At 72.2% G+C, this 25,032-nt stretch carries 25 protein-coding genes and 2 pseudogenes; 11 read left to right on the top strand and 16 right to left on the bottom strand.

Annotated features, from left to right (window positions below; all coding sequences use genetic code 11):
- Positions 1–12: 12 nt before the first annotated feature.
- Positions 13–1,320, bottom strand: a complete 1,308-nt coding sequence (locus ACZ3ZE_RS34850) for a sensor histidine kinase (protein ID WP_467261859.1) — start codon at positions 1,318–1,320, stop codon at positions 13–15.
- Between the two features lie 281 nt (positions 1,321–1,601).
- Here ACZ3ZE_RS34850 and phoU point away from each other — a divergent pair, with 281 nt between their 5' ends.
- Together phoU and ACZ3ZE_RS34840 are read left to right on the top strand one after the other, a co-directional pair.
- Positions 1,602–2,282: a phosphate signaling complex protein PhoU gene (gene phoU / locus ACZ3ZE_RS34845; RefSeq protein WP_361164942.1), complete on the top strand. Its 681-nt coding sequence runs from the start codon at positions 1,602–1,604 to the stop codon at positions 2,280–2,282.
- A gap of 103 nt (positions 2,283–2,385) precedes the next feature.
- A complete protein-coding gene (locus ACZ3ZE_RS34840; protein ID WP_165590947.1) occupies positions 2,386–2,538 on the top strand; it encodes a hypothetical protein in 153 nt (50 codons plus the stop codon).
- Positions 2,539–2,652: 114 nt separating this feature from the next.
- Here ACZ3ZE_RS34840 and ACZ3ZE_RS34835 read toward each other — a convergent pair whose 3' ends face one another.
- From ACZ3ZE_RS34835 to ACZ3ZE_RS34825, 3 genes are all read right to left on the bottom strand, one after another.
- On the bottom strand, positions 2,653–3,135 hold the full coding sequence (locus ACZ3ZE_RS34835; RefSeq protein ID WP_361164939.1) for a GNAT family N-acetyltransferase: 483 nt from the start codon (positions 3,133–3,135) through the stop codon (positions 2,653–2,655).
- A gap of 77 nt (positions 3,136–3,212) precedes the next feature.
- Positions 3,213–3,569 carry a hypothetical protein gene (locus ACZ3ZE_RS34830; protein WP_361164936.1) on the bottom strand — a complete coding sequence of 119 codons (357 nt, stop codon included), beginning with the start codon at positions 3,567–3,569 and terminating at the stop codon, positions 3,213–3,215.
- 420 nt (positions 3,570–3,989) lie between these two features.
- A complete protein-coding gene (locus ACZ3ZE_RS34825; RefSeq protein WP_329422633.1) occupies positions 3,990–4,748 on the bottom strand; it encodes a phosphoglyceromutase in 759 nt (252 codons plus the stop codon).
- 126 nt (positions 4,749–4,874) lie between these two features.
- Here ACZ3ZE_RS34825 and ACZ3ZE_RS34820 point away from each other — a divergent pair, with 126 nt between their 5' ends.
- Positions 4,875–6,218, top strand: coding sequence for an MDR family MFS transporter (locus ACZ3ZE_RS34820; protein ID WP_442304646.1), 1,344 nt, complete (start codon positions 4,875–4,877; stop codon positions 6,216–6,218).
- On the opposite strand, the gene ACZ3ZE_RS34815 is transcribed toward ACZ3ZE_RS34820, so the two are convergent.
- Together ACZ3ZE_RS34815 and mshA are read right to left on the bottom strand one after the other, a co-directional pair.
- Positions 6,211–6,729, bottom strand: coding sequence for a type III secretion system chaperone family protein (locus ACZ3ZE_RS34815; RefSeq protein WP_361164931.1), 519 nt, complete (start codon positions 6,727–6,729; stop codon positions 6,211–6,213). The genes ACZ3ZE_RS34820 and ACZ3ZE_RS34815 overlap by 8 nt on opposite strands.
- Positions 6,722–8,080 (bottom strand): D-inositol-3-phosphate glycosyltransferase, encoded by a 1,359-nt coding sequence (gene mshA / locus ACZ3ZE_RS34810; protein WP_361164928.1) that lies wholly within the window; start codon positions 8,078–8,080, stop codon positions 6,722–6,724. The genes ACZ3ZE_RS34815 and mshA overlap by 8 nt, the downstream gene beginning before the upstream one ends.
- A gap of 210 nt (positions 8,081–8,290) precedes the next feature.
- Here mshA and ACZ3ZE_RS34805 point away from each other — a divergent pair, with 210 nt between their 5' ends.
- From ACZ3ZE_RS34805 to ACZ3ZE_RS34795, 3 genes are all read left to right on the top strand, one after another.
- Positions 8,291–9,085, top strand: coding sequence for a class I SAM-dependent methyltransferase (locus ACZ3ZE_RS34805; RefSeq protein ID WP_361164925.1), 795 nt, complete (start codon positions 8,291–8,293; stop codon positions 9,083–9,085).
- 221 nt (positions 9,086–9,306) lie between these two features.
- Positions 9,307–10,353 (top strand): C40 family peptidase, encoded by a 1,047-nt coding sequence (locus ACZ3ZE_RS34800; protein ID WP_361164922.1) that lies wholly within the window; start codon positions 9,307–9,309, stop codon positions 10,351–10,353.
- 232 nt (positions 10,354–10,585) lie between these two features.
- On the top strand, positions 10,586–11,821 hold the full coding sequence (locus ACZ3ZE_RS34795; protein ID WP_361164919.1) for a PP2C family protein-serine/threonine phosphatase: 1,236 nt from the start codon (positions 10,586–10,588) through the stop codon (positions 11,819–11,821).
- A 122-nt stretch (positions 11,822–11,943) separates the two neighbouring features.
- Here ACZ3ZE_RS34795 and ACZ3ZE_RS34790 read toward each other — a convergent pair whose 3' ends face one another.
- The 3 genes from ACZ3ZE_RS34790 to ACZ3ZE_RS34780 all read right to left on the bottom strand — a co-directional run bounded on the left by ACZ3ZE_RS34790 (position 11,944) and on the right by ACZ3ZE_RS34780 (position 13,330).
- The gene (locus ACZ3ZE_RS34790) at positions 11,944–12,288 is read right to left on the bottom strand and encodes a DUF2516 family protein (protein WP_361164916.1); all 345 of its coding nucleotides are present in this window, start codon (positions 12,286–12,288) and stop codon (positions 11,944–11,946) included.
- A gap of 94 nt (positions 12,289–12,382) precedes the next feature.
- Entirely contained in the window at positions 12,383–12,904 is a 522-nt protein-coding gene (locus tag ACZ3ZE_RS34785) for a hypothetical protein (protein ID WP_361164913.1), read from the bottom strand.
- 21 nt (positions 12,905–12,925) lie between these two features.
- Positions 12,926–13,330, bottom strand: a complete 405-nt coding sequence (locus ACZ3ZE_RS34780) for a helix-turn-helix domain-containing protein (RefSeq protein WP_046908590.1) — start codon at positions 13,328–13,330, stop codon at positions 12,926–12,928.
- A gap of 324 nt (positions 13,331–13,654) precedes the next feature.
- On the opposite strand from ACZ3ZE_RS34780, the pseudogene ACZ3ZE_RS34775 reads away from it, so the two are divergent.
- A pseudogene (locus ACZ3ZE_RS34775) lies at positions 13,655–14,252 on the top strand (DUF6368 family protein).
- Between the two features lie 345 nt (positions 14,253–14,597).
- Here the strand turns inward: ACZ3ZE_RS34775 and ACZ3ZE_RS34770 are convergent.
- Entirely contained in the window at positions 14,598–15,014 is a 417-nt protein-coding gene (locus ACZ3ZE_RS34770; RefSeq protein ID WP_361628646.1) for a winged helix-turn-helix transcriptional regulator, read from the bottom strand.
- A gap of 67 nt (positions 15,015–15,081) precedes the next feature.
- Here ACZ3ZE_RS34770 and ACZ3ZE_RS34765 point away from each other — a divergent pair, with 67 nt between their 5' ends.
- Positions 15,082–15,717, top strand: coding sequence for an NAD(P)-dependent oxidoreductase (locus ACZ3ZE_RS34765; RefSeq protein ID WP_467261857.1), 636 nt, complete (start codon positions 15,082–15,084; stop codon positions 15,715–15,717).
- Positions 15,718–16,182: 465 nt separating this feature from the next.
- Here ACZ3ZE_RS34765 and ACZ3ZE_RS34760 read toward each other — a convergent pair whose 3' ends face one another.
- A complete protein-coding gene (locus ACZ3ZE_RS34760; protein ID WP_361164903.1) occupies positions 16,183–16,668 on the bottom strand; it encodes a MarR family winged helix-turn-helix transcriptional regulator in 486 nt (161 codons plus the stop codon).
- Between the two features lie 118 nt (positions 16,669–16,786).
- Here ACZ3ZE_RS34760 and ACZ3ZE_RS34755 point away from each other — a divergent pair, with 118 nt between their 5' ends.
- Positions 16,787–18,205, top strand: coding sequence for an MFS transporter (locus ACZ3ZE_RS34755; protein ID WP_467261855.1), 1,419 nt, complete (start codon positions 16,787–16,789; stop codon positions 18,203–18,205).
- A pseudogene (locus ACZ3ZE_RS34750) lies at positions 18,202–18,474 on the top strand (helix-turn-helix transcriptional regulator); the annotation flags it as partial. The gene ACZ3ZE_RS34755 and the pseudogene ACZ3ZE_RS34750, both read left to right, overlap by 4 nt.
- A gap of 30 nt (positions 18,475–18,504) precedes the next feature.
- Here ACZ3ZE_RS34750 and ACZ3ZE_RS34745 read toward each other — a convergent pair.
- The 4 genes from ACZ3ZE_RS34745 to ACZ3ZE_RS34730 form a co-directional block, all read right to left on the bottom strand.
- Positions 18,505–20,544 (bottom strand): HelD family protein, encoded by a 2,040-nt coding sequence (locus tag ACZ3ZE_RS34745; RefSeq protein WP_467261854.1) that lies wholly within the window; start codon positions 20,542–20,544, stop codon positions 18,505–18,507.
- Between the two features lie 54 nt (positions 20,545–20,598).
- The gene (locus ACZ3ZE_RS34740; RefSeq protein ID WP_361164894.1) at positions 20,599–21,210 is read right to left on the bottom strand and encodes a TetR/AcrR family transcriptional regulator; all 612 of its coding nucleotides are present in this window, start codon (positions 21,208–21,210) and stop codon (positions 20,599–20,601) included.
- Between the two features lie 127 nt (positions 21,211–21,337).
- On the bottom strand, positions 21,338–22,597 hold the full coding sequence (locus tag ACZ3ZE_RS34735; RefSeq protein ID WP_361164891.1) for a GNAT family N-acetyltransferase: 1,260 nt from the start codon (positions 22,595–22,597) through the stop codon (positions 21,338–21,340).
- A 194-nt stretch (positions 22,598–22,791) separates the two neighbouring features.
- Entirely contained in the window at positions 22,792–23,397 is a 606-nt protein-coding gene (locus ACZ3ZE_RS34730; protein ID WP_361164888.1) for an RsiG family protein, read from the bottom strand.
- A gap of 139 nt (positions 23,398–23,536) precedes the next feature.
- Here ACZ3ZE_RS34730 and dtd point away from each other — a divergent pair, with 139 nt between their 5' ends.
- On the top strand, positions 23,537–23,962 hold the full coding sequence (dtd, locus tag ACZ3ZE_RS34725; protein ID WP_361164885.1) for a D-aminoacyl-tRNA deacylase: 426 nt from the start codon (positions 23,537–23,539) through the stop codon (positions 23,960–23,962).
- A 96-nt stretch (positions 23,963–24,058) separates the two neighbouring features.
- Here the strand turns inward: dtd and ygfZ are convergent, their stop codons facing one another.
- Complete coding sequence (gene ygfZ, locus ACZ3ZE_RS34720) at positions 24,059–25,024, bottom strand: CAF17-like 4Fe-4S cluster assembly/insertion protein YgfZ (RefSeq protein WP_361164882.1); 966 nt, start codon at positions 25,022–25,024, stop codon at positions 24,059–24,061.
- Positions 25,025–25,032: the final 8 nt, after the last annotated feature.

Below are 25,032 nucleotides of genomic sequence, written 5' to 3'. Positions count from 1 at the left end.
GGAGCGGTTCGGTCATGAGAGCGGGGGTGTGGGAGAGGCGGAGGCGGCGGTGCCGGGCGCGGCGTCGAACTCCGAGTCGAAGTCGGGATCGAAGTCGGAGTCGAGATCGAGGTCGGGGTCGAAGTCGGGGTCGAGTCCGATGTCGGCACCGGACCCCCGGTTCCGCCGCGCGGCGCCCGCCTCGGGCAGCCGCAGGGTGAAGGTGGAACCCTGGCCTTCGGTGCTCCAGACCGTGACCTCCCCGCCGTGCGAGGCGGCCACGTGCTTGACGATGGCCAGCCCGAGCCCCGTACCTCCCGTGGCACGGGAGCGGGCCGGGTCGACGCGGTAGAAGCGCTCGAAGACCCGCTCGCGGTCCTTCTCCGAGATGCCGATGCCCTGGTCGGTCACGGCTATCTCGATCAGGTCGCCGCCGGGTGCCGCGACGCGGCGGGCGGCGATGCCGACCCGCGTACGGGCCGGCGAGTAGTTGACGGCGTTCTCGACGAGGTTGCCGAGAGCGGCGGCGAGCTGGCCCCGGCTGCCCCAGACGTGCAGGTCGGCGGTGCCGCCGGAGGCCATGGTGATCTGCTTGGTGGACGCGGTGTGGCGGGAGCGGTCGATCGCCTCCGCGACCAGCTCGTCCACCCGCACCGGCTCGGAGTCCTCCAGCGGGTCGTCGTTCTGCACCCGGGAGAGGTCGATGAGCTCCTGTACGAGGTTGGTGAGGCGGGTGGCCTCGATCTGCATCCGGCCTGCGAAGCGGGTGACCGCCTCGGGGTCGTCCGAGGCGTCCATGACGGCCTCGGAGAGCAGGGAGAGCGCACCCACGGGAGTCTTGAGCTCATGGCTCACGTTGGCGACGAAGTCGCGCCGCACCGCTTCGATGCGGCGTGCCTCGGTCAGGTCCTCGACGAGCAGCAGGACCAGGCGCGAACCCAGCGGGGCGACCCGGGCGGAGACGGCGAGGGCCTCGCCGCGTCCCGTGCCGCGCCGCGGCAGGTCGAGCTCGACCTGCCGTATCTCGCCGTCCCTGCGGGTGTCGCGGGCCATGTTGAGCATGGGCTCCACGGCCAGCTTCCCGCCCCGGACCAGACCGAGGGCGTACGCCGCCGAGCTGGCCTTGACCACCGAGTCGCTCTCGTCGAGGACGACCGCGGAGGAGCGCAGCACGGACAGCACGGTGTCGACGCCGGGCGGCAGCACGGCGTCGGTGTGCAGAGAGGTACGGGTGGGTCTCGCCTGGTCGCGCTCGCTCCAGCGGAACGCCAGCATGGCGATCACGCCGGTGCACACTCCGGCGATAGCTGCCAATGCGGCGACCGCCGCGTTCACGTCCATGGCATCAAGGTTATGCGGGAGCGCCGACACTCTCCCAGCCGTCCGAGTGGCTGCTCGAACAGTCGTCGCCCAGAGTTCACCATGGGGACGGTGCTGGTTCATTTGGTCCGGGGGACACCGCGCCGCACGTCGCCCAGAGTTCACCTGAGAGCAAGGACTGATTCATGTGAGGGGGTGGATCCGGACGCGTACAGGGCCGAACGTGGAAGCGTGGGAGTCCGAGCCCACCCGATTCCGGTCGTAGAGCCCGATTCCGGTCGTAGAGGTAGAGAGGGACATCCATGCGTGACGCGTACCACGAGGAACTTGACTCGATCGGCGAGGGCCTGGTCGAGATGGCCCGGCTGGTCGGGTCGGCGATCGGGCGCGCCACGACGGCGATGCTGGACGCGGACCTGAAGCTGGCGGAGAACGTCATCGCCGCGGACCAGCGGGTCGACGACCTCCAGCACGACCTGGAGGCCCGGGCGATAGCCCTGCTCGCCCGGCAGCAGCCGGTGGCGACGGACCTGCGGATCGTGGTCACCTCGCTGCGCATGAGCGCCGACCTGGAGCGCTCGGGCGACCTGGCCCAGCACGTGGCGAAGCTGGCCCGGCTGCGCTTCCCCGACCGCGCGGTGCCGAACGACCTGCACGCGACGATCCTGCAGATGGGACAGCTGGCGCAGCGCCTGATGGCGAAGGCGGCGGAGGTCATCATCACCAAGGACGTCGACCTGGCGCTCCAGCTGGAGCAGGACGACGACGAGATGGACCTGCTGCACCGGACGCTCTTCCAGCACCTGATGGACGACCGCTGGAGCCACGGCATCGAGACCGCCGTCGACGTGACGCTGCTGGGCCGCTACTACGAGCGGTTCGCGGACCACGCGGTGTCGGTGGCGAAGCGCGTGGTGTACCTGGTGACGGGTGAGCACGCCGACGAGCTCCAGCAGTCGGAAGCGCCGGTCGAGGGCGCGTAAGCCGTACGGAGCGGAGGGTCGCACAACAGTGCGCCGTTGATGCGCCCTGGTGGGTGGGCATCCAATGGGAGGAGGCGAGGTACGCCTTCCAGGGAGGGACCCCATGGCCGAATCCGCTCCGACCACCGACCCCCAGCAGGAGACCCCGCGCGACGCGGAGTTCCTGCCCGTCCTCGGCGCCTGCGGCTGCGGCTCGGGCTGCGGCTGCGGCTGCCAGTCCGGCGGACCGTGCCAGTGCGGGGGCTGCTCCGGCTGACCGCGTGGCGCAGGCCCCGCCCCGGCGGGGCCTGCGCCACGCGGGGCCGACGGGCTCCCGGGGCCGACGGCTCGCGGGGCCGGCTCACGAGCGGGGCCGGCACCGGCTCCGCTGTCACTCCTGCCCGGGGCCGATCTCCAGCACGCCGACGGTCTGTCCCCCGGAGCGCTCCCCGGTCTCCCGGAACCCGAGCCGCCGGTAGAACTCCGCGGGCCCGTCCTCGCCCGGCTCCCAGCACACGTACATCTCGCGCGCCCCGCGCCGCACGAGCTCCTCGCGCACGGCGTCGACGGCGAACCGCCCGTACCCCTTGCCCTGGCTCTCGGCGCCGATGTTCAGCCGCCACAGCCCGCTGCGCCGGTCGGCCGGGTCCTTCCGCGCGTTCCACTGGATGTCGACGAAGGCCATCAGGAAGCCGACGAGCTCCTCGCCGTCGAACACCAGCCGCGGCCAGGCCGTCTCCCCGTACGCGTATGCCTCGGCGAGCGAGCGGACGACGGGGGCGACGTTGTTGGTCTGATGCGGGTGTACGCGCAGCTCAAGGGCGGCGTCGACGTTGGCGGGGGTGATCGGTTCCAGGCGGAGTGACGTGCTCATGGCCTGGACCGTAACCGAACCGGCCACGCCGGCGGCACCCGATTACGGGCCCCCGCCGGGCGGGGGCCCGGTCACGGTCAGTCGGCGGGGAGGAAGACGACCGAGCGCAGCTTCAGGCGGTCCGAGGCGGGGCGGCCGTGCGGGCGGAGGCGCCACTCGGCGCCGGTGCACTCGGGGCCGGTGAAGACGAGCGCGTAGGCGTCGGTGTCGTTGTGCGGGGCGAAGGCCGGCTCGGAGGAGTTCGGGTCCGCGACCTCGGGGAGGGTGAGGCACTCCCCGCTCGCCGGGTCGTGCAGCGTGACGAGGATGGGCTCGCCGTTCTGGCCGACGACCTCGTAGCCGAAGTCGCCCGTGGCGGCGTGGGCGGGCGTGGCGAGGACGGCGGTCAGGGCGAGGGCGCCGCAAGCGGCGGCGAGGGAGTGCCGGAGACGCACAGGAGTTCTCTTTCGCGAGGGGGTGGCGAAGGGGGTGGGTGAAGCGGGTTCGTGAAGGGGTGCGTGAGGTCGTCGGAACGACCCGGTCACCACCCGCACACCTCTACTCCTCCCACCCGCCCCCCGTGCGCTGCCCCGAAGGCGGAAGGTTTCCCCCTCACCCGTCCGGCCGAACGACCCCCCGGCTACGGCGTGAAGACCTGGTCCGGGCGGTGGATCGCGCCGTCGTCACCCGTCTCGTAGCGGAACACCAGCCCCGAGTCCGGGTGGGCACCCGGCACGGCCCGGGGACGGTCGCGGCACGGCCCGAGGACGGTCGCGGGACGACCTGGGGAAGCCCCGGGTACGCGGAAGCCCCCCGCCCGCCGGAGGAACCGGCGGAACGGGGGGCTTCGACGCGTCAGCTGAGGCGCTCCAGGGTTACTTCTTGCCCTGGTTCTTCACGGCCTCGATCGCCGCGGCGGCGGCGTCGGGGTCCAGGTAGGTGCCGCCCGGCTTCAGGGGCTTGAAGTTCTCGTCCAGCTCGTAGGCCAGCGGGATGCCCGTCGGGATGTTCAGGCCCGCGATGTCCGCGTCCGAGATGCCGTCGAGGTGCTTGACCAGGGCGCGCAGGCTGTTGCCGTGAGCGGCGATCAGGACCGTGCGGCCGGCCAGCAGGTCCGGGACGACGCCGTCGTACCAGTACGGGAGCATGCGCTCCACGACGTCCTTCAGGCACTCGGTCTGCGGGCGCAGCTCCGGCGGGATCGTCGCGTAGCGCGCGTCGTGGGCCTGGGAGTACTCGTTGTCGTCGGCGAGCGCCGGCGGCGGGGTGTCGTACGAGCGGCGCCACAGCATGAACTGCTCCTCGCCGAACTCGGCGAGCGTCTGGGCCTTGTCCTTGCCCTGCAGGGCGCCGTAGTGGCGCTCGTTCAGGCGCCACGAGCGGTGGACCGGGATCCAGTGCCGGTCGGCCGCTTCGAGGGCGAGCTGCGCCGTGCGGATGGCGCGCTTCTGGAGGGAGGTGTGGAGCACGTCGGGCAGCAGGCCGGCGTCCTTCAGCAGTTCTCCGCCGCGCGCCGCCTCCTTCTCGCCCTTCGCGGTGAGGTTCACGTCCACCCAGCCGGTGAACAGGTTCTTCTCGTTCCACTCGCTCTCGCCGTGGCGGAGGAGGATCAGCTTGTACGGTGCGTCGGCCATGTCTCCGAGCCTAGACGACGCCCGACGATTGACGCGCAACGTCAATTCGCTGGCGTCCGGCGTATGAGATGCGTAAGTTTCGCTAGCGGAAAGCGGGACTTACACAGCACCAGGGGGCGGCCTCACATGTCCATCGATTCGCTCAGACGATCAGCGCGCGCCACGGTCTCGGGACTTCCGGGGGGCTTCTGGTGGCTCTGGCTGTCGACCTTGGTCAACAGGACCGGGGCTTTCGTCCTGACTTTCCTCTCCCTCTATCTCACCCAGGAGCTCGGCCACTCCGCCTGGTTCGCCGGACTCGTCGTCGCCCTCCACGGCCTCGGTGGCGTCGCCGGCTCCCCGCTCGGCGGCTTCCTCACCGACCGCTGGGGCCGCCGTCCCACCATGGTGAGCATGCACCTGGCGGCCGCCGGCTGCGCCCTGCTGCTCGCCTTCGTCACCAGCGCCTGGGGCATCGCCACCGTCGTCCTCCTGATGGGCGTCGCCATGCAGGGCGTACGGCCCTCCATCAACGCGACCATCGCCGACCTGGTGCCCGCCCACGAGGTCCGCCGCGCCTACGCCCTCAACTACTGGGCCCTCAACCTCGGCTTCGCCATCGCCGCCATCGGCGGCGGTGCCGCGATCGTCCTCGGCTACCGCACCCTGTTCGTCGTCGACGCCGCCGCCACCGCGCTGTGCGCCCTGATCGTCTTCCTGCGGCTGCCCGAGACCCGGCCCGAGGCCAAGGTCGACGCGGCGACCGGCGAGGCCGTCGCCGAGCAGAAGGTCGGCATCCTCACCGTCCTGCGCGACGCGCCGTTCCGCACCCTGGTGCTGCTCAACCTGCTGGTCTGCCTGGTCTTCACCGCCCCCTGGATCGGCCTGCCGCTGACCATGGCCGGCGAGGGTCTCGCCCCGTCCGCGTACGGTGTCGTCATCGCCGTCAACGGCGTCGTCATCGTCGCCTTCCAACTCCTCGTCAACAAGGTGACGGACAAGCGCTCCCCGGCGATGCTGCTGACCGTCTCCTCGCTGCTCTTCGCGCTCGGCACCGGCGCCACCGCGCTCGCCGGCTCCTCCGTCGCCTTCGCCGCCACGGTCGTCGTCTGGACGATCGGCGAGATGGTCCACGTCCCCACCAACGCCGCCGCCACCGCCCGGCTCGCCCCGGAGCACGCCCGTGGCCGCTACCAGGGTGTGATGGGCATGTCCTGGGCCGTCGCCGGTTTCGTCGCGCCGATCGCGGCCGGCTCGATCGTCGACGGGCCCGGTCCCGACGTGCTGTGGATCGCCTGCGCCGTGATCGGCGCCGTCGCCGCGGTCGGCTACCAGACCCGCCTGCGGTCGGCCCTCGCCGACGCGGACGCCGAGGCCAACGGCAAGGGCAAGGGCAAGGGCGACATCGTCACGGAGTCCGTCCCGAGTCAGTCCGTCCCGAGCGAGACCGCTCCGAACGCCGGGAACCCCGCTCCCGAGAAGGTCAGTTAGCCGGCTTCCGCGTCAGGTTCTTGAACGCGTCGAGGTTCCGCGTCGACTCGCCGCGCGACACCCGCCAGTCGTACTCCCGCCGGATCGCCGTGGCGAAGCCCAGCTCCAGCAGCGTGTTGAAGTCGCCGTCCGCCGCCTCCAGGACGGAGCCGAGCAATCGGTCCAGTTCCTGCGGCGTGACGGCGGCCAGCGGCAGTTTGCCGGCCAGGTAGATGTCGCCGAGGGCGTCGATCGCGTACCCCACCCCGTACAGCTTGAGGTTGCGCTCCAGGAGCCAGCGGTGGACGGCCGCCTCGTTCTCGTCCGGGTGCCGGACGACGAACGCGTTGAGCGAGAGGGAGTGGCGGCCGATCCGCAGCGACAGGGTCGTGAACAGCTTGCGGGTGCCGGGCAGCTTGACCACGTAGGAGCCCGCCTCGGGGGACTCCCACTCCAGTTCCGCGTCCTTGAACGTGTCCACCATGATCTCGGCGATCTCGGCGATCCGCCGGACGTCCGCAGCCTCAGCCATGGTGCGAGCGTACGCGACGCCGCTGCTCCCGCAGCCGGTGGTCGTGCATGGCGGCCGTGTACACGTCGGCCGTCCCGGAGGCCGCCGTGTCCCAGCCGAACGAGCCGGCGTGCCGGGCCGCCGCCGCGCCCATCGAGGCGGTCAGCCCCGGGTCGTCGGCGAACCGCCCGAGCGCGCGGGCGTAGTCGGCCGGATCGTGCCCCTGGACGAGGAAGCCGGTGACGTCGTCCCGTACGGCCACGGGCAGACCGCCCACCGCGGCCGCGACGACCGGGGTGCCGGCCGCCTGCGCCTCGATGGCGACCAGGCCGAAGGACTCGCTGTACGAGGGCATCACCAGCACGCTGGCCGCCCGGAACCAGTCCGCGAGCCGCTCCTGGCCGACCGGCGGGTGGAAGCGGACGACGTCGCCGATGCCCAGCTTGGCGGCCAGCTTCTGCAGCCCCTCCGGCTTGGCCAGGCCGCTGCCGCTCGGCCCGCCGACGACCGGCACGACCATGCGCGAGCGCAGCGACGGGTCCCGCTCCAGGAGCAGGGCGGCGGCGCGCAGCAGGATGTCGGGGGCCTTCAGCGGCTGTATGCGGCCGGCGAAGACGGGGATGAAGGCGTCCGCGGGCAGGCCGAGCCGCGCGCGGGCGGCGGCGCGCCCGTCGGCGGGCCGGAAGCGGTCCAGGTTCACGCCCGGGTGGACGACGGCGATCTTGGCCGGGTCGGCCTCGTAGAAGCGGGCGAGCTCGTCCGCCTCCTCGGCCGTGTTGGCGATCAGCCGGTCGGCCGCCTCGACGATCTGGGTCTCGCCGATCACGCGGGCCGCGGGCTCGGGGGTGTCGCCCGCCGCGAGCGCCGCGTTCTTGACCTTGGCCATGGTGTGCATGGCGTGGACGAGCGGGACGCCCCAGCGTTCGGCGGCGAGCCAGCCGACGTGGCCGGAGAGCCAGTAGTGGGAGTGGACCAGGTCGTAGTGGCCGGGCCGGTGGCCCGCCCAGGCCTGCATCACGCCGTGCGTGAAGGCGCACAGCTGGGCCGGCAGCTCTTCCTTGGCCAGCCCCTCGTACGGTCCCGCGTCCACGTGCCGTACGAGCACGCCGGGGGCGAGCTCGACGACCGGGGCGAGGCCGCCGGTGGTGGCGCGGGTGAAGATCTCGACCTCGATGTTGATCGCGGCCAGCCGCTTGGCCAGCTCCACGATGTAGACGTTCATGCCGCCCGCGTCGCCGGTGCCCGGCTGATGCAGGGGGGAGGTGTGGACACTGAGCATGGCCACGCGGCGCGGGGTCCGGTGCCGGCCGGGAAGCCGGAGCCGGGGCGGCGCCGCCAGGGTGCCGGCGAACCGGGACACGTACTGGCTCACGTCGGCGGTCCTTCCGCTGTCGGGCATGGCATCGGGCATGGTTCGGAGGGGAGCCTGGGGCACCCTCCGAACGGCCACAACACCGGAATGCGGGGTTTCATTTCCGCCGCGCCACCTGCTTTGCCAATTCATTACGGGCCCGCCCCCGCCCCTCACAGCCCGCCCCCGCCGGCGCAAGGCGGGCCTCCCGCCACCCCGTACGCTCGTTCCATGGCCCCCCGCACCACCCGCCCCGTCGGCACGATCACCCGCGGGACCACCAACCCCAACCGTCTGCGCCGCCAGGACCGCTGGATCGCCGCCGTGCACGGACCGGCCCTGCGCCGCTCCGTCGCGCCCCCCGTCGCCGTCGACCTCGGCTACGGCGCCGCGCCGTGGACGCCCGTCGAGCTGCTGGCCCGGCTGCGGACCGCCGACCCGCGCGTCACCGTCGTCGGGGTCGAGATCGAGCCGGCCCGGGTCGCCGCCGCGAAGCCGTACGAGCGGGAGGGGCTGGCCTTCCGGCACGGCGGTTTCGAGGTGCCGGTGGCCGGCGAGGTGGCCCTGATCCGGGCGGCGAACGTGCTGCGCCAGTACGACGAGGCCGAGGTCGCGGCGGTCTGGGAGCGCCTGTGCGCGCGGCTCGGGCCCGAGGGGCTGCTGGTGGAGGGGACCTGCGACGAGATCGGGCGGCGGCACGTGTGGGTGGCGCTCGGCCGGGGCGGGCCGCGGACGGTGACCTTCGCCACCCGGCTCGGTTCGCTGGACCGGCCCTCCGATCTGGCGGAGCGGCTGCCGAAGGCGCTGATCCACCGCAATGTGCCGGGCGAACCGGTGCACGCCTTCCTGCGGGACTTCGACCGGGCGTGGGCGGCGGCCGCCCCGTACGCCTCGCTCGGCGCGCGGCAGCGCTGGATCCGCGCGGTCCGCGACCTGGCGGCGGACTGGCCGCTGACGGATGGTCCGGGCCGGTGGCGGCAGGGCGAGGTGACGGTGCGGTGGGAGGCGCTGGCGCCGCGCGGCTGAGCGACGCTCCGCCGAACGCGCGCTGAATTTCGCCCGTGCGGGGAACGCACCAGGCGAAACGATCGTCCCTCGTGGGGGGAAGTGACCCGACAGGCCCGCTTTCCCCTGTCGTTTTCGTGTCGCGCATGGCACCATCACCAAGGTCACGACCAAGTTACTGACGGTAAATCAGATTGAGCCCTACCGAGACATCTTGACATGGGTCACTTGAGGGGGAGCCTGTGAACCGACGCCGCCACGCCATCACCACGATCACCGTGGTCTGCGCCCTGACGGTGCTGGCCTCGCCCGCCCTCACCCTGCAGGCCGCCGCGGCCCCGCTGCCGCCGGGCCAGCCGAAGAAGACCCTCGAAGAGGTCCGCAAGGAGATCGACGGCCTCTACCGCCAGGCCGCCGCCGCCACCGACGCCTACAACCTGGCCGAGGAGAAGGCGGACGAGCAGTCCGACGAGATCGTGAAGCTGGCCCGCATGATCGTCGCCGGCAACGAGAAGATCGACGACCTCAAGGCGAGGGCGGGCGCCGCGGCCCGCGCCCAGTACCGCAACGGCGGGCTTCCGGACGGCGCGCAGTTCGTGCTGACCGACGACCCCCAGATGTTCCTCGACACCGCGGGCCGTCTCAAGGAGGGCCAGAAGGCCACCCGGGACCTGCTCGGCGAGATGACCAGGACGCAGGGCGAACTCACCACGTACGCCAAGGACGCCAGCGTCAACTGGACCAAGCTGGAAGCCAACCGGATCAAGCAGGCCAAGGCGAAGAAGGAGATCAACGACAAGATCGCCGCCGCCAAGAAGCTGGAGTCCTCCCTCGCCGCCGAGGAGCGGGCGCGGCTGCTGCGCCTGGAGGAGCAGGAGCAGTACCGGGCGCAGACCGCCTGGGTGGGCACCGGCGTCCTCAAGGGCCTGAGCGACTCGACGACGCCGGAGGGCAAGCGGGCCGTGCAGTTCGCGACGGCCCAGATCGGCAAGCCGTACGTGTGGGGGGCCGAGGGCCCGCGCTCGTACGACTGCTCGGGGCTCACCCAGAGCGCCTGGGCCAGCGCCGGCCGCCCGATCCCGCGCACCTCGCAGGAGCAGTGGCGGCTGCTGCCGCACGTCGAGATCGAGGACATGCGGCCCGGCGACCTGATCGTCTACTTCAAGGACGCGAGCCACATCGGCATGTACGTCGGGAACGGGGCGATCGTGCACGCGCCGCGCCCCGGGCGGAACGTGACGATCGCGGGGGCCGGCTCGATGGAGATCCTGGGCGTGGTCCGCCCGTAGCCGTGCCGCCGGGGGCGTACGCCGGGGGTGACGGGCGCCACGGCCCGCCCCCGGGGCCCTCCCCCGGCCCAGGAGTGACGTTTCTCATCGGCCCGCAGGCGGCTACCTCCCCATCCGCGGCATATGCCAGCGCCGATCTCCGGTCCACCGCGTGCTCGCCATTCCGCGGCGCCGGGCGCTACCGCTATGGTCGGTCCCCGGCCCTCGGGGGGAGGGAAGGAAAACCAGACCGATGCCCGTACCCGTACCGCGGCAGAGAATCGATTCTCTCCCGGCACCCGGCACCGCCACCGATCTCACGCTGCTGGTCGTCGAGGACGACCCGGCGGGCGCCCTCGCCGTACCCGAACTGCTCGACGCGACCGGCACGCGGCTGCGGATCCGCACCGCCCGCAACCTCACCGAGGCCGAGCGGCTGCTCACCGACGACGTGCACTGCGTGCTCGTCGACCTCGCCCTGCCCGTACCGCGCACCGCAGACGCCGACCCGCTCGCGCCGCTCCGGCACATCCTGCGGCTCGCCCCGCGCCACGCCGTCCTCGCCCTCGCCGCCTCCGCGGACGCCGAGCTCGCGGCCGAAGCGGTACGCGTCGGAGCACAGGACCACCTCTTCCGCGAGGAGCTGGACGGCCGGCTGCTGAGCCGCGCCATCCGCTACGCCGTCGAGCGCAAACGCGCCGACGCCGTCCAGGTCAAGCTGGCCGAGTCGCGGCTGCGCGCCCAGGAGAACGCCCGCCTGGAACGCGGCCTGCTGCCGACGCCGCTCCTGGAGGGCTCCGACCTGCGGTTCGCCGCGCGCTACCGGCCGGGCCGGTCCCGGGCGCTGCTCGGCGGCGACTTCTACGACACCGTGCGGACCCCCGACGGGACCGTCCACGCCATGATCGGCGACGTCTGCGGGCACGGCCCCGACGAGGCGGCGCTCGGCGTGGAGCTGCGGATCGCCTGGCGGGCGCTGACCTTCGCCGGACTGTGCGGGGACGAGCTGCTCTCCACGATGCAGCAGGTCCTGGAGCACGAGCGGGAGAGCGAGGAGATCTTCGCGACCCTCTGCACCGTCGACATCGCGCCCGACGGACGCCGGGCCGGCCTGTGCCTGGCCGGCCACCCCGCGCCGCTGATCGCCCGGCACGGGAGCATGGCGCGGCTGCTGCCGTACGAGGACGGCGGCCCGGCCCTCGGCCTGCTGCCGCGCGCCCGCTGGCCGCGCCGACAGGTGGAGCTGGGCGCGTCATGGAGCCTGCTCATGTACACCGACGGGCTGATCGAGGGCCGCTCGGCGGGGCCCGGTTCGCCGCGGCTCGGCCAGGACGGGATGGTCGACATGATCAACCGGCAGCTGGCGGCGGGCCTGCGCGGCGAGGAACTGCTGGCCGCGGCGGTCACGGAGGTGCGCGCGCTGAACGGCGGCGAGCTCACGGACGACGTGGCCGTCCTGGCCCTGGAACGGGACAGGCCCCGGGGCTGAGCCCGGGGCCTGCTGTCTCTACGGGGTCGTCGTCGGAGCGGGGCGTCGCCCGAGCGAGTCGCCGCCCGAGCGGGTCAGCGCCCGAGCGAGTCGTCGCCCGAGCGAGTCGTCGCCCGAGCGGGTCAGCGCCCGCCGTTGTACGGCCCGTACGGCCCGTCGCTGCTGGAACCGCCGCCGCGCCTGCCACCGCCACCGCCGGAGACCGCGCGGAGCGCGGGGCGTACGTCGACCATGAAGACGATGGCGGCGATGAGCCCGGCGATCTGGAGGAAGAGGATCGGCAGCAGCAGGTTCAGGACGAGGTTGATGCCCAGCAGGATCAGCCAGAACTTCTTCGTCTGCTTCTCCGCCGCGCGGTAGGCGTCCTCGCGCGCCATGGCGGCGAAGACGAGCGCGGCGACGGCGAAGCCGAGGAAGACCAGCCCGACCACCAGCCACAGAATCGAGTCGAATCCGTCGCGCAACATGCTGTGCACCGCCTAGGTGTGTGGAAAGAGCGCCTCGCGGCCAACGTACCCGCTACAACGCACGGGACACGGGGATTGGTGCCCGGACCTGTTGCTACTCGGCTCCTTCGGCGGCCACGGCCTTCTTGGCGGACGCCTTGCGGGCGGTGGTCTTGCGGGCGGGCTTGGGCGCGTCGGCCTCGGGCTCGCTCGCGGTCTTGTTCTCGTTCTCGTTCTCGGGCTCGACGACCACGGCGATCTCGACGATCTCGTCGGCGACCTCGCCGCGCCAGGCCTTCACGGTCTCCTCGCCGTGCGCGGCGAGCTCCTCGTACTTCTCGCGCGCCTTGACCGCGTACTCGGCGGCGACGCCGACCCCGCGCAGGGCCAGGTCCTGAGCCTGCTCGCCCAGCTTCTTCAGGTCGGTGTCGAAACCGCCCACGAGCTCGGCGAACTTCGCCTGCGCCTTCTCCTGCACCGCCTTCGGGTCCGTCTTCTTGACGGCCTCGATCCGCGAGGGGGCCTCGGCGGCGATCTGCTCGATGAGGCCGGGCACCTTCCGGGCCTGCTGGACGGCGAGGTCGGCGGTGCCGGCGGCGAAGTAGAGGGGGGTACGGAGTTCGTCGATGATGGCCATGGTCGTGGTCCTCCCGGAGGTTTACGTCTCGGTGGGCTGCGGCGACTGGTGCGCCTGCTGCTCGGCGGCCTGCGCGGCCTCGGCGGCGTTCTCCTTGCGGAAGGAGTCGTAGATCTGGAGCAGCACCTGCTTCTGCCGCTCGTTGATCGAGGGATCGGCCAGGATGACGGCGCGCGTCTCCAGCTCGTCCCGCTCCTTCTCGTCGAGGATCCCGGCGCGCACGTACAGCGTCTCGGCCGAGATCCGCAGCGCCTTGGCGACCTGCTGCAACACCTCGGCGCTCGGCTTGCGCAGCCCTCGCTCGATCTGACTCAGATACGGATTCGACACGCCCGCGGCCTCGGCGAGCTGCCGCAGCGACAGCTGCGCGGTGCGCCGCTGTTCACGGAGGTACTCACCAAGATTGCCGACGTTGAGCGATGCCATGCTCCGACCCTGCCAGCCCGCGCTAACTATTGCAAGCAGGCGCTTGCAATAGTTCCGTCACAGCGCGCCGGGGCCGCAGTGTGCCGGAGCGCGATAGCTGTCACCTGCTCGCGACATCTGTCACCGCCAGCGCCCGCGACCGAGCCGTGGTGATGAGCCGTGACACGTTAGTTGGAACTTGGTCACGGTTGTTGGAACCGGAGCGCTCCGGCGCTGGAATCGATCTTCAGCTTGGGCTGCGCCGCAAATGATCAGGTGTCTGTTGCCGGGACCTGGTAGAACCGGGTCCCGGTGGCATCGGGGCCACGAGGCTCTGGGGGCGGCATGTCGGGACCGGCAGTTGGACTGTGGCTCTTCGAACCATGCGGGTTCGCGGACATCGTGTCCGATGTGGTCCCGTGGTTGGAGACCTTCTGTGACCCGGTGGAGACCCAGGCCAGCGGCGACGTGAATTTCTGGGTGCGAGACGGTTCGGCCCTGGGCCTGCGGTCCTTCGATCCGGCTGGCGTCGGCGTGTTTTTCCTGTCCGAGGACGAGGAGATGCCTGCTGAGGACGAGGACTACTCCGCGTTCTCGCGTCCGCCGTCTCGACGCGCTCGTTGACTTCGACGGCCTCTTGGGCAGCCATCCCGCCGCGGGAGACGACACGGGCCACCAGGCGGTGCTGGCCCGGGCGAGAATGCTGGCTTCAGCGCTTCCGGGAAATCTTGCTGAGGTTTCCTATGACACCGGGGGCGGAGAACGGTGGCTTATCATCGATCAGTTCCTTCGGGCGTACGTCGATCAGCCAGACTCCGGACCGGGTCACCGCAAGGTAGTCCGGGGTGTGACTGCGGCGCTTATCCACCGTGTCGAACCACAGCTTCAGCGGCTGGGAGACCACCTCGACCAGGTCTCCGGCGAAGTCCAGGGCCAGCAGTAGTCGGGCCTCTTCAAGGCTCTCGGCACCATGATGCCGACCAGTGCTGACCAGGTACTGAAGCCCTGGACGGTGCCGCTGCCCGCGCGGCCAGGCCAGCCTGGTCTGTCAGTTCCAACTAACGTGTCACGGCACAGGTGACCTGAAGAGGTGTCCTGTCGCGGTGCATCTGGCAGATGTCGAGCCGTTGACCTGCTGGGATGCCATGCCATTTGAGAGCGCTGACGCTCGGCGCTCTCAAACGACATGGCTTTCACGGAAGCCCGCAGGAGAGGTGTCGCGTATGCGTGACCGTGGCGCTGAGGGAGATCACCGTGAGTGAGGCAGCAGCAGACCGGCGACGCTGAACTAGCTTGTGCGGCTGGCGGGCGATGCCGTCTCGCGGGCGTCGATGAGCTCGTCCAGATGTGCCTCTGCCCAGGCGCGTGCCGTATCCAGCAGGCCAAGGAGGCTTCGGCCGAGCGGGGTCAGTTCGTAGTGGACGTTCCGGGCAGGTCCGGCATGGACTGTTCGGACGATGAAGCCATCACGTTCCAGTGCCCGGAGTGACTGCGTGAGCACCTTGGAGGTGATGTTCCGCAGCGGGACCCGCAGTTCGGAGAACCGCCGGGGGCCACCTTCAAGACACTGGATGATCATTCCGGCCCATTTGTCCCCTACGCGGATCGGCACCAGGTCGGAGGGGCAAAGCGGGTCGAACATTTCCGGGTCCAGCGGCGGCTTGGTCACAGGGCCACCGTAGTGCGGTATCCAGGAGGTAACCATGGGTGCGGCTACCTTGCTCAGGCACGTCGGCAGGCAGAGATTCTTGAGACGCGAGGCGGGGTAGTCCATGAGCAAGATCATTGTTTTCGGGGCAGGCGGGCGCTCTGGACGGGCGGCTGTTGGTGAGGCCGTCCACCGCGGGCACCATGTCACCGCAGTCGTCCGAAACCCAGCCAAGTACCAAGACCTTGAAGGTGCGGGAGTCCGCGTACTGGCCGGTGATGTGACCGACAGCGACGCTGTCGCCCGTCTCGCGGCCGGTCACGACGCTGCGATCACGGCCGCCTACGACCCTGGCGCCCAGCCCGATGTCTTCTTCCCAGCCGTCGCCCGCGCTCTCCTTGACGGGCTGGCGCGTGCCGGGGTGGGCCGGTTGGTCGTCGTCGGCCTTGCGGCAACACTGGAGACCGGCGACGGGACGCCGTTGATGGACACCCCGGGCTTCCCGCAGGAATACCGGCCTCTCTGTCTCGCTCAGGCGACCGGGACGTCTGTGCTGCGTGCCTCGGTGGCCGCGCTGGATTGGTTGGTCGTCAGTCCGGCTGGCGACTTCGATCATGCCGGAGCGAGCTCAAGCCGGTACTCCGTTGCCGGCGTCAACATGGCCAGCCGTATCTCCCACAGCGACTTCGCGCTCGCCCTGCTCGACGAGATCGACGCTCCTCGTAATCACCGCACGCATATCGGTGTCGAAGGGGCGTGACCGGAGCAGGCCGGCAGTTCCGAGGTCACCGAGTCGCTCCAAGCGTTCTCCGCGTGCCGGACTCAGCCCGGCGCCTCGCGGAAGTCTCGTTCGCGATAGAGGCAGGATCGCCGACCGAACCCGGGACACCGCCTCCAGCACGGACGAGAACCGGACTAGGAAAATGAGATCAAACCCCACGCGGGGGGCAAACGTCGTCGCGCAGTGCACGACACAGTGAGAATCCGACAGCACGAACGAGAAGCCGTGAGAATCCGACAGCTTCAACGCGACAGGACAAGAGGCGGGTCGGAGCCATCGCGCCCGGGATCCGACGGTGACAACAAGCGTGAGAGCCACGCACTGGTGACAAGTAGCTCGATCAGGCGGTGACAACTACCGCGATCCGACCCGCGGCTTCGCCCAGGCCGACCGGCCTACCCGGTGACAGCTGTCGCGCTCCGTCACACGCAGCCGCCGGCCCCGTCACTTCGCCTGCCGTGCCCGACGCGCGTTGTGCGGGCCCTCCGACGGGGTTTCCAGGTGGCCGGTGGCCAGGAGGCCGAGGGCGTGGAGGAGGGCTTCGCGGTCCTTGGGGGGGAGGGACGTGAGGGCGTTCTCGTGGACCGAGTCGACGATGCGCTGGCTCTCGCGGGCGACCTGGGCGCCCTTCTCGGTGACCGCGATGATCCGGGCGCGGCGGTCGGTGCTGGACGGGCGGCGTTCGGCGAGACCGGCCTTCTCCAGGGCGTCGACGGTGACCACCATCGTCGTCTTGTCCATGTCGCCGATCTCGGCGAGCTGGGCCTGGGTGCGCTCCTCCTCCAGCGCGTGGACCAGCACGCAGTGCATGCGCGCGGTCAGCCCGATCTCGCCGAGCCGCGCGGCCATCCGCGTGCGCAGGACATGGCTGGTGTGGTCGAGGAGGTAGGAGAGGTCCGGCTCGGTGCGGGTGGGCGCCATGGAGGTCATGGATCCAGGGTACCCAGGGTCGAGACCGAGATAGATAGTCTGCAACGGAACTATCTGCTAGCGTTCTTTCTGTCGCCGCCCCACCCCCGCCCCACCGCCCCGAAAGGGAGACACCGTCATGCCCACCTCACGCTGGACCGCCCTCGGCGTCCTCGCCACGAGCATGCTGATGACGATCCTCGACGGCAGCATCGTCACCGTCGCCATGCCCGCCATCCAGAACGACCTCGGCTTCTCCCCCGCCGGCCTCAGCTGGATCGTCAACGCCTACCTCATCGCCTTCGGTGCCCTGCTCCTCCTCGCCGGCCGCCTCGGCGACCTCCTCGGCCGCAAGCGCATGTTCCTCGCCGGAACCGCCCTCTTCACCGCCGCCTCCGTGCTCGCCGGCCTCGCCGCCTCCCCCGGCGTCCTGATCGCCGCCCGCTTCCTCCAGGGCGTCGGCAGCGCGATGGCCTCCGCCGTCAGCCTCGGCATCCTCGTCACCCTCTTCACCGAACCCCGCGAACGCGCCAAGGCCTTCGCCGTGTTCGCCTTCACCGGCGCGGCCGGCGCCTCCATCGGCCAGGTCCTCGGCGGCGTCCTCACCGACGCCCTCGCCTGGAACTGGATCTTCTTCATCAACCTCCCCATCGGCCTGGCCGCCCTCCTCACCGCCCTCCCCGCCCTGCCCGCCGACCGCCCCGCCACCACCCGCGGCCGCGCCGACCTCCTCGGCGCCCTCCTCGTCACCTCCGGCCTCATGACCGGCATCTACGCGGTCGTCAAGATCGAGGAGTACGGGGCCGGCTCCGCCCACACCCTCGGCCTCGGCGCCCTCGCCCTCGCCCTCCTCGCCGGCTTCCTCGTCCGCCAGGCCACCGCCGCCGACCCCCTGATGCCGCTGCGCGTCCTCCGCTCCCGCAGCGTCGCCGGCGCCAACCTCGTCCAGATGCTGATGGTCGCCGCCCTCTTCTCCTTCCAGGTCCTCGTCGCGCTCCACATGCAGAAGGTCCTCGGCTACAGCGCCGCCGAGACCGGCCTCGGCATGCTGCCCGCCGCCGTCGCCATCGGCACCGTCTCCCTCGGCCTCTCCGCCCGCCTCATCGCCCGCTTCGGCGAGCGGAACATCCTGCTCACCGGCATCGCCCTGCTCATCGGCATGCTCGGCCTCCTCGCCCGCCTCCCCGTCCACGCCTCGTACACCGTCGACCTGCTGCCCGTGATGCTGCTCGGCGCCGGGTTCGGACTCGCCCTGCCCGCCCTGACCGCGCTCGGCATGTCCGGCGCCAAGGAGGCCGACGCCGGCCTCGCCTCCGGCCTCTTCAACACCACCCAGCAGATCGGCATGGCCCTCGGCATCGCCGTCCTCTCCACCCTCGCCGCCGCCCGCACCGAAGCCCTCACCGCCGCCGGCCGCCCCACCGCCGAAGCCCTCACCGGCGGCTACCACCTCGCCTTCGCCGTCGGCGCCGGACTGCTCGTCGCCGCCTTCGGCCTCGCCCTCACCCTCCTCCGTACGCCCGAGCCCGCCCGGAACGAGCTGACAATGGCGGCATGAGAGCCGACCGACTCGTCGCCGCCCTGCTCTTCCTCCAGACGAGGGACCTCGTCACCGCATCCCACCTCGCCGCCGAACTGGAAGTGTCCGAACGCACCGCCCGCCGCGACCTCGAAGCCCCCGCCGCCGGAGTCCCCGTCTACTCGACGGCGGGCAAGGGCGGCGGCCAGCGTCTCGTCGGCGGCGCCCGTACCGACCTGAGCGGCCTCACCGCCCCCGAGATCCGCGAGCTCTTCCTCCTCACCGGCCCCGGCCGCTCCGGCCGGCCCCCCGACCGGCGAACCCGCCGTACGCCCAACTCACCGCCCGCTACGGCCCAGCGGCTCCGGCAACGGCTCCCGGTGCACCAGGTCCAGCCGTGACACCGCCCGCGTGAGAACCACGTACAGCCGGTGCAGCCCCCGCGGTTCGGCCGCCACGATCGCGGCGGGCTCGGCGACGACGACGTGGTCGTATTCGAGGCCCTTGGCGAGCGAGGCGGGGACGAGGGAGACGCGGTCGCCGAAGGGGGAAGCGGCGTCGGAGGCGGAGGCGGCCCCCGCCCCGTACTCCCGCAACGCCGCCACCAGTTCGTCCGGTGCGATGACGCCCACCGAGCCCTCCTCCTTCAGCGCCAGCCGGACCGCCTCGGCCACGCCCTCCCCGAGGTCCGTCACCCGGCGGACCGTCACCGTGCCGCCCGGGCGCAGCGAGCGTCCCGGCGGGACGTCCGTGTCCAGGGCGGGGAGGAGCCGGTTGGCGAGTGCGACGACGGCCGCCGGGACGCGGTAGCCGGTGGTGAGCGGCACCACCTCGGCGTCCGGCTTGCCCAGGTGGGCCAGTTGCTCGCGCCAGTCGCGCGCCGCCCACGGCGTGGTGCCCTGCGCCAGGTCGCCGAGGACGGTCAGGGAACCGAAGTCCGCGCGGCGCCCGACGGCCCGGCACTCCATGGGCGAGAGGTCCTGCGCCTCGTCGACGACGATGTGCGCGTAGCCCTCCGGCCGTTCGATCAGTCCGGCCAGCTCGTCGAGGAGGACGAGGTCCGCGGCGCTCCAGCGGGCACTGCGGTACGAACGCGGGGGCTTCGCCCAGCGGACCGCGTCCCGCTCGGCCTCCGTGAGCAGCGGGCGTACGGGATCGGCGGCGGGGTCGGCGCCTCGGCCCGCCGCCGGATCCGTGAGGAACGCCGCCAGGACCTCCTCCGGCGTCACCTTCGGCCAGCACGCGTCGAGGGCGGCGGTCACCGGCCGGGCCCGCTCCATGCGGCGGGTCCAGGCGGCGCCGAGGACCCCGGCCCGGCGTTCCGCCCGCAGTTGGAGGGACCGGACGATCCGGGCGCGGACCCGTTCGCGGCCCGTGGCGTAGGGCGGGGCCTCCTCCCGTACCGCCGTGACGATCGCGGCGATCTCGGCGGCCGGCAGCCGCCAGTGGTACGAGCCGTCCGGCACCGCCAGCTCCCCGGCGGCGGTCGGGTCGACGCGCGCGTACAGCGCCCCGCGCAGCACCTCGGCCATGCGGGCGTCGTGCTTGACCCGGGCCGCGGCCTCGCCGTCCTCGGCGCGGATCTCGTGACGTGCCAGCTCCTCCCCGACGGTGGACTGGCGCACCCCGGTCTCGCCGAGTGCGGGCAGCACCTCGGAGATGTAGGAGAGGAAGGTGCGGTTGGGGCCGAGGACGAGGAGTCCGGAGCGCTTGAGGCGCTGCGGGTGGCTGTAGAGGAGGTAGGCGGCGCGGTGCAGGCCGACGGCGGTCTTGCCGGTGCCGGGGGCGCCCTGCACGCAGATCGAGTCGCCGGGGCCGGACCGTACGAGGTCGTCCTGCTCGGGCTGGAGGGTGGCGGCGATGTCCCGCATGGGGCCGACGCGGGGGCGTTCGATCTCGCCGGTGAGGATCGCGCTGGTGCCGGAGTCGCCGGCGGTCAGCCCTTCGTCCTCCAGGGCGGTCAGGTCCTCGGAGGCGCCCCGGCTGTTCGGCGCCCAGCCGAACCGGCGCCGCCGGACGACGCCTTGCGGGTCCTGGGGCCCGGCCTGGTAGTAGGCGCGGGAGACGGGCGCCCGCCAGTCGACGACGAGCGGCGGGGCGGCCGGGTGCTCGGCGACGCGGCGGCGGCCGATGTGGTGCACCTGGCCGTCCTCGCGGTCGAGGCGGCCGAAGAAGAGGGGGCCGGGGGGCTGCTCGCGGAAGACCTTGGCGCGGCTGCGGAGGTGGTGGCCGAGGGCTTCGGCGTCGGCCCCGGAGGCGGCGGTGTCCTCGCCGGTGACGACCTGTTCCTCGACGTCCTCGGTCATCCGGGCGAGGGCGGCGCGGCAGGTCTCGTGGTGGCCGCGTTCGTTCAGGAGTTCACGGTCGAGCGGCTTCATGGGTCCAGGATACCCAGAAAACGTTACTCGGTTACATTTTTTTATCGGTCACGTTCAGTACGGCAGCCCCGCCCCCAGCCTCCCGAACGCCAGCCGCGTCGCCGCCACCGCCGCCGGCAGCACCTCCTCGACCCGCTCCCCGGCCGTGATCCGCCGTACGTTCTCCTCCGCGAGCACCCGCAGCACCGCCACCACCTGCGCCGCCGCCAGCCGCGCCGCCAGCGGGTCGTCCCCGCCCAGCGCGCCGGCCAGCAGTTCCTCCGAGCGCCCCTGGTACGCGTGCATCCGGGCCACCAGCGCCGGCGTGCCGTACAGCAGGCGCAGGAAGGCGAGGACCCGCGGGTCGTCGTTGAGGCCCGTCACCGGGTCGCGCCGCTCCAGACCCGCCAGGACGTGGTCGCGCAGCGCGTCGAGCGGCGCCGTACCGGCCTCGCGGGCGGCGGCGGCCACCCGGGCCGGCTCGTCCTCGTGGTCCGCGAACCGGTGCAGGACCAGGTCCTCCTTGGCCGGGAAGTAGCGGAAGAGGGTCGGCTTGGAGACCTCGGCCGCGGCGGCGATCTCGGCGACGGACACCGCGTCGAAGCCCTTCTCCAGGAAGAGCGCGACGGCGATGTCCGAGAGCGCCTGCCGCGTCCGCTCCTTCTTCAACTCACGCAGCCCACTCACGCCGCCCGCCACCTCTCACCCACACGACACACGACACACGTCACACGTCACCGACGCCGACGCCGACGCCGACACACGAACAGAGACCCAGAGACCCAGAGAGTCACAGACTCACAGACTCACAGACTCAGAAGATGTCCATCGTCCACGCCCGCCGCGCGGCCCGCAGCAGCAGGTCCGCCCGGGCCGCCGCCCCCGCCGCGGCCTCCTCGACCCGGCCGAGCGCCGCGAGCCGCAGCACCGACTCGTCGCCGAGCGCCAGCCGGGCGAGCTCCGCGACGTCCAGGACCAGGTCCGGCGAGGCGTCGGTCGGCACGCAGGAGGAGCCGCCCTGTTCCGGCGAGGTGTCCAGGCGGTAGCGCCCGCCCGCGAGGCCCGCCGCGTCCCGCACGTCGAGGACGAGGGTGCCCTCGGCCGCGTACGTGCGCGGCTCCAGCACCTTCGGCACGTCCAGGATCCGCAGCCACAGCATGTCGGTCTGCGACACCACCCGCGCCGCGCGCGGATCGGGCAGCAGCAGCGGCAGCAGGTCGTCGGGGGCGCGGTTGCCGGAGCGCACGGCGGTGATCCAGTCGATCGAGCACACGAACCGCCACAGTGCCCGCTCGGCGGCCGGGGTGACCGCGACCAGATCGCGCACGGTCGCCGTCTGGACCGGCTGGTTGCCGTCGCTCCACTTGTCGTCGGCGGTGTACGCCACGTACCCCTCGACCTCGCCGGACGCCGAGCGGTACATCGCGTAGAACGGCTCGGTCCACGGCCTGCTCGGGAAGCTGTTGCCGGTGCCGACGTCCCAGTTGCGGGGCTTGCGCGCGGTGATGCCGGCGCGCCGCGTCGCCAGCCGGCGGTGCAGGGCGGGGCCCTGCGCGCGGATCTCGGCGCCGTCGGTCAGATCGATCCGCCCGCCGTCGTCGCCCTCGGCGCCGGGACCGGGCCGGTGGAGGTCGAACCCGGCCCGGGTCACGTCGACGGACCACTCGGTCAGCGAGGAGGCCGGTCCGAAGCCGAACCGCCCGTAGATCGGGTACTCGGCGGCGATCAGCGTCGCGCACGCGTCGCCGCGTTCCTTCGCCGTCGCCAGGTCGTCCCTCATCATGCGGCTGAGCAGCCCGCGCCTGCGGTGGGTCGGGGAGACGGTGACGGCGCTGACGGCGTCCGCCGCCAGGTTCGCCCCGCCGACCGTGCTCAGCTCCTGGTCGAAGGAGGCGAAGGTGGCGACCATCCGGCCCCGGTCGAAGGCGCCGAAGGTACGGGAGAGGTCGGTGTGCGGCAGCCGGTCCGCGACCTCGTCGTCCGAGACGACGGGCGGCCGCAGGAAGCCCACGCGGAGGGTCCGCAGCCACTCGGCGAACTCGGACTCGTCGATCGCGCGCACCTCAAGGCTCATCCGGCCAACCTACGCACGGCCGGTCGGGCCCCGCACCCGGGTTTTCGGGGGCATCGACGGGGTGGGCGCCCCGGCTTCGGCTCCGGCTCCGGCTCCGGCTCCGGCTCCGGCTTCGGCTTCGGCTTCGGCTTCGGCTTCGGCTTCGGCAGCCACCGACCCGAGCCCGGCCCCGGTCACGGCCCCGGCCCCGGCCCTCAGGCCAGCAGGTCGTCGACCTGTGCCTCGCCCTCCCGGTACCGGCGGGCGATCTCCGCGCTGCAGTCGTCGGCGGTCCGCTGGAGTTCGAACCGGCGCCGGGACACCTGCTGCTCGTACCCGGCGAGCCGCCCCATCGCGGTGTGCAGCTCGGCGTCCGTACGGGCCGACAGGTCGGACAGCTCGACCTCGGACAGCATCTCGGCCGCGAGCCGCCGGTACTCCTCGCTCCGCGGCGTCGACAGCGTCACGTGCCGCGCCGACCGGGCGACCGTGCCGCGCCGCGCCGGCGCGTCGGCCAGGATCTCCGAGAGCCGGTCCAGGACCGGCGCCTCGGGGTCGCTGCGCCGCGCCAGCTCGGCCCGCAGGATGTCGATCCGGCCCTGCAGCATCCGCCGTACGTAGCTGAGGTCGGCCTCGTCGCCCTGCGCGTCGCGGCGCAGCGCCCGCAGTTCGGGCAGCCGCAGCGCGCCGAGATCGCTATCCGGCCGCTCCGGCAGATCGGGCTCGGCGCTCCGCTGCACGGGCGGTCGCCCGACGGCGCCGCCGGTTCGGAACAGCGGAACGGGACCGGACGGCGTGTGCCCGGTGCCAGGTGCAGTCATGAGATTCGTCCCCTCGACCGGTGCGGAGCCGCACCGCCTGACACGCATGGTGCCACTCGGGACCCGGCCGACGCAGGCGGTCTGCACCCGTTCGGCCCTCGATCCTTCGGCCGCCGGGCCGGTCGGTAGGTTGGTGCGCATGCGAGCAGTGGTGCAGAGGGTGGACGGCGCGAACGTCGTCGTCGCAGGGGAGACCGTCGGAGAGATCGTCGGCGAGGGGCTGTGCGTCCTGGTCGGGGTGACCCATGACGACACCCCGGAGAAGGCGGCGCAATTGGCCAGAAAGCTCTGGTCCGTCCGGGTACTGGAGGACGAGAAGTCCTGCTCCGACGTGAACGCGCCGCTGCTCGTCATCTCCCAGTTCACCCTGTACGGAGACGCCCGCAAGGGCCGCCGCCCCACCTGGAACGCGGCGGCACCCGGCCCGGTCGCCGAGCCCCTCGTCGACGAGGTGGTGGCCCGGCTGAGGGAGCTGGGCGCCCACGTGGAGACGGGCAGGTTCGGAGCGGACATGCGCGTGTCGCTCACGAACCAGGGCCCGTTCACGGTGCTGATCGAGGTCTGACGGTCACGACTCCGGCGGCTACGGCTACGGCTACGACTCCGGCGGCTACGCGGCCCGGGTGACCGCCCGGCCCGGGTGACCGCCCGGCTCCGGCGGCTACGGCTCGACGACCGTCTCCTGCGCCGCCGCCGTCGTCCCCACCACGAGGTCGGCATCCACCGGCACGTTCCGCTTCACCAGGGCCAGCGCGATCGGCCCCAGCTCGTGGTGGCGCGCCGAGCTGGTGACGAAGCCCAGCTGGCGGCCCTCCTCGCCGTCCGCGGCGAGCCGGACCGGGGTGCCGTGCCCGGGCAGCAGCACCTCGCTGCCGTCCAGGTGCAGGAAGACCAGGCGGCGCGGCGGCTTGCCCAGGTTCTGCACGCGGGCGACGGTCTCCTGGCCGCGGTAGCAGCCCTTCTGGAGGTGGACGGCGCTGCCGATCAGGCCGAGCTCGTGCGGAATGGTCCGGTGGTCGGTCTCGAAGCCGAGCCGCGGCCGGTGCGCCTCGACCCGCAGCGCCTCGTACGCGAGGATGCCGGCGGCCGGGCCGTGGGAGCCGGCGAAGGCCTCCAGGTCGGCGCGGGGCAGGAAGACGTCCCGCCCGTACGCGGTCTCGCGCACGGCCACGCCCTCGGGGAGGGGGGCGATGGAGCCGGCGGGGAGGTGGACGACGGCGAAGTCCTCGGTGCGGTCGGCGACCTCGACCCGGTAGAAGAACTTCATCGACTCCAGGTAGGCGACGAGCTCGGCGCGGGTGCCGGGCTCGACGTGCGCCCACACCGTCTCGCCGTCGTCGACGAGGTACAGGGCGTGCTCGATGTGCCCGTTCGCGGAGAGGATCAGCGCCTCGGTGGCCTGGCCGGGCGGCAGGTCGCTGACGTGCTGGGTGAGCAGCAGGTGCAGCCAGCTCAGCCGGTCGTCGCCGGTGACGGTGATGACGCCGTGGTGGGAGAGGTCCACGAAACCGGTGCCGTCGGCGAGGGTCCGCTGCTCGCGGAACAGGTCGCCGTAGTGGGCGGCGACGCCTTCGTCACGGCCCTCGGCGGGGACCGCGCCGGGCAGGGACAGCAGGGGGCTCTTCATGCCCCCAA

The sequence above is a fragment of the Streptomyces sp. NPDC023157 genome (assembly GCF_055560575.1).
Note: the sequence above shows the minus strand (reverse complement) of the source record. Positions and strands in the feature narration are given on the sequence as shown.

Excerpts from the sequence above, each read along its gene's own strand:
- ACZ3ZE_RS34850 (WP_467261859.1), bottom strand. The coding sequence starts at position 1,320 with ATGGACGTGAACGCGGCGGTCGCCGCATTGGCAGCTATCGCCGGAGTG.
- phoU (WP_361164942.1), top strand. The coding sequence starts at position 1,602 with ATGCGTGACGCGTACCACGAGGAACTTGACTCGATCGGCGAGGGCCTG.
- ACZ3ZE_RS34840 (WP_165590947.1), top strand. The coding sequence starts at position 2,386 with ATGGCCGAATCCGCTCCGACCACCGACCCCCAGCAGGAGACCCCGCGC.
- ACZ3ZE_RS34835 (WP_361164939.1), bottom strand. The coding sequence starts at position 3,135 with ATGAGCACGTCACTCCGCCTGGAACCGATCACCCCCGCCAACGTCGAC.
- ACZ3ZE_RS34825 (WP_329422633.1), bottom strand. The coding sequence starts at position 4,748 with ATGGCCGACGCACCGTACAAGCTGATCCTCCTCCGCCACGGCGAGAGC.
- ACZ3ZE_RS34820 (WP_442304646.1), top strand. The coding sequence starts at position 4,875 with ATGTCCATCGATTCGCTCAGACGATCAGCGCGCGCCACGGTCTCGGGA.
- ACZ3ZE_RS34815 (WP_361164931.1), bottom strand. The coding sequence starts at position 6,729 with ATGGCTGAGGCTGCGGACGTCCGGCGGATCGCCGAGATCGCCGAGATC.
- ACZ3ZE_RS34805 (WP_361164925.1), top strand. The coding sequence starts at position 8,291 with ATGGCCCCCCGCACCACCCGCCCCGTCGGCACGATCACCCGCGGGACC.
- ACZ3ZE_RS34795 (WP_361164919.1), top strand. The coding sequence starts at position 10,586 with ATGCCCGTACCCGTACCGCGGCAGAGAATCGATTCTCTCCCGGCACCC.
- ACZ3ZE_RS34790 (WP_361164916.1), bottom strand. The coding sequence starts at position 12,288 with ATGTTGCGCGACGGATTCGACTCGATTCTGTGGCTGGTGGTCGGGCTG.
- ACZ3ZE_RS34785 (WP_361164913.1), bottom strand. The coding sequence starts at position 12,904 with ATGGCCATCATCGACGAACTCCGTACCCCCCTCTACTTCGCCGCCGGC.
- ACZ3ZE_RS34780 (WP_046908590.1), bottom strand. The coding sequence starts at position 13,330 with ATGGCATCGCTCAACGTCGGCAATCTTGGTGAGTACCTCCGTGAACAG.
- ACZ3ZE_RS34770 (WP_361628646.1), bottom strand. The coding sequence starts at position 15,014 with ATGGTTACCTCCTGGATACCGCACTACGGTGGCCCTGTGACCAAGCCG.
- ACZ3ZE_RS34765 (WP_467261857.1), top strand. The coding sequence starts at position 15,082 with ATGAGCAAGATCATTGTTTTCGGGGCAGGCGGGCGCTCTGGACGGGCG.
- ACZ3ZE_RS34760 (WP_361164903.1), bottom strand. The coding sequence starts at position 16,668 with ATGACCTCCATGGCGCCCACCCGCACCGAGCCGGACCTCTCCTACCTC.
- ACZ3ZE_RS34755 (WP_467261855.1), top strand. The coding sequence starts at position 16,787 with ATGCCCACCTCACGCTGGACCGCCCTCGGCGTCCTCGCCACGAGCATG.
- ACZ3ZE_RS34745 (WP_467261854.1), bottom strand. The coding sequence starts at position 20,544 with ATGAAGCCGCTCGACCGTGAACTCCTGAACGAACGCGGCCACCACGAG.
- ACZ3ZE_RS34735 (WP_361164891.1), bottom strand. The coding sequence starts at position 22,597 with ATGAGCCTTGAGGTGCGCGCGATCGACGAGTCCGAGTTCGCCGAGTGG.
- ACZ3ZE_RS34730 (WP_361164888.1), bottom strand. The coding sequence starts at position 23,397 with ATGACTGCACCTGGCACCGGGCACACGCCGTCCGGTCCCGTTCCGCTG.
- dtd (WP_361164885.1), top strand. The coding sequence starts at position 23,537 with ATGCGAGCAGTGGTGCAGAGGGTGGACGGCGCGAACGTCGTCGTCGCA.
- ygfZ (WP_361164882.1), bottom strand. The coding sequence starts at position 25,024 with ATGAAGAGCCCCCTGCTGTCCCTGCCCGGCGCGGTCCCCGCCGAGGGC.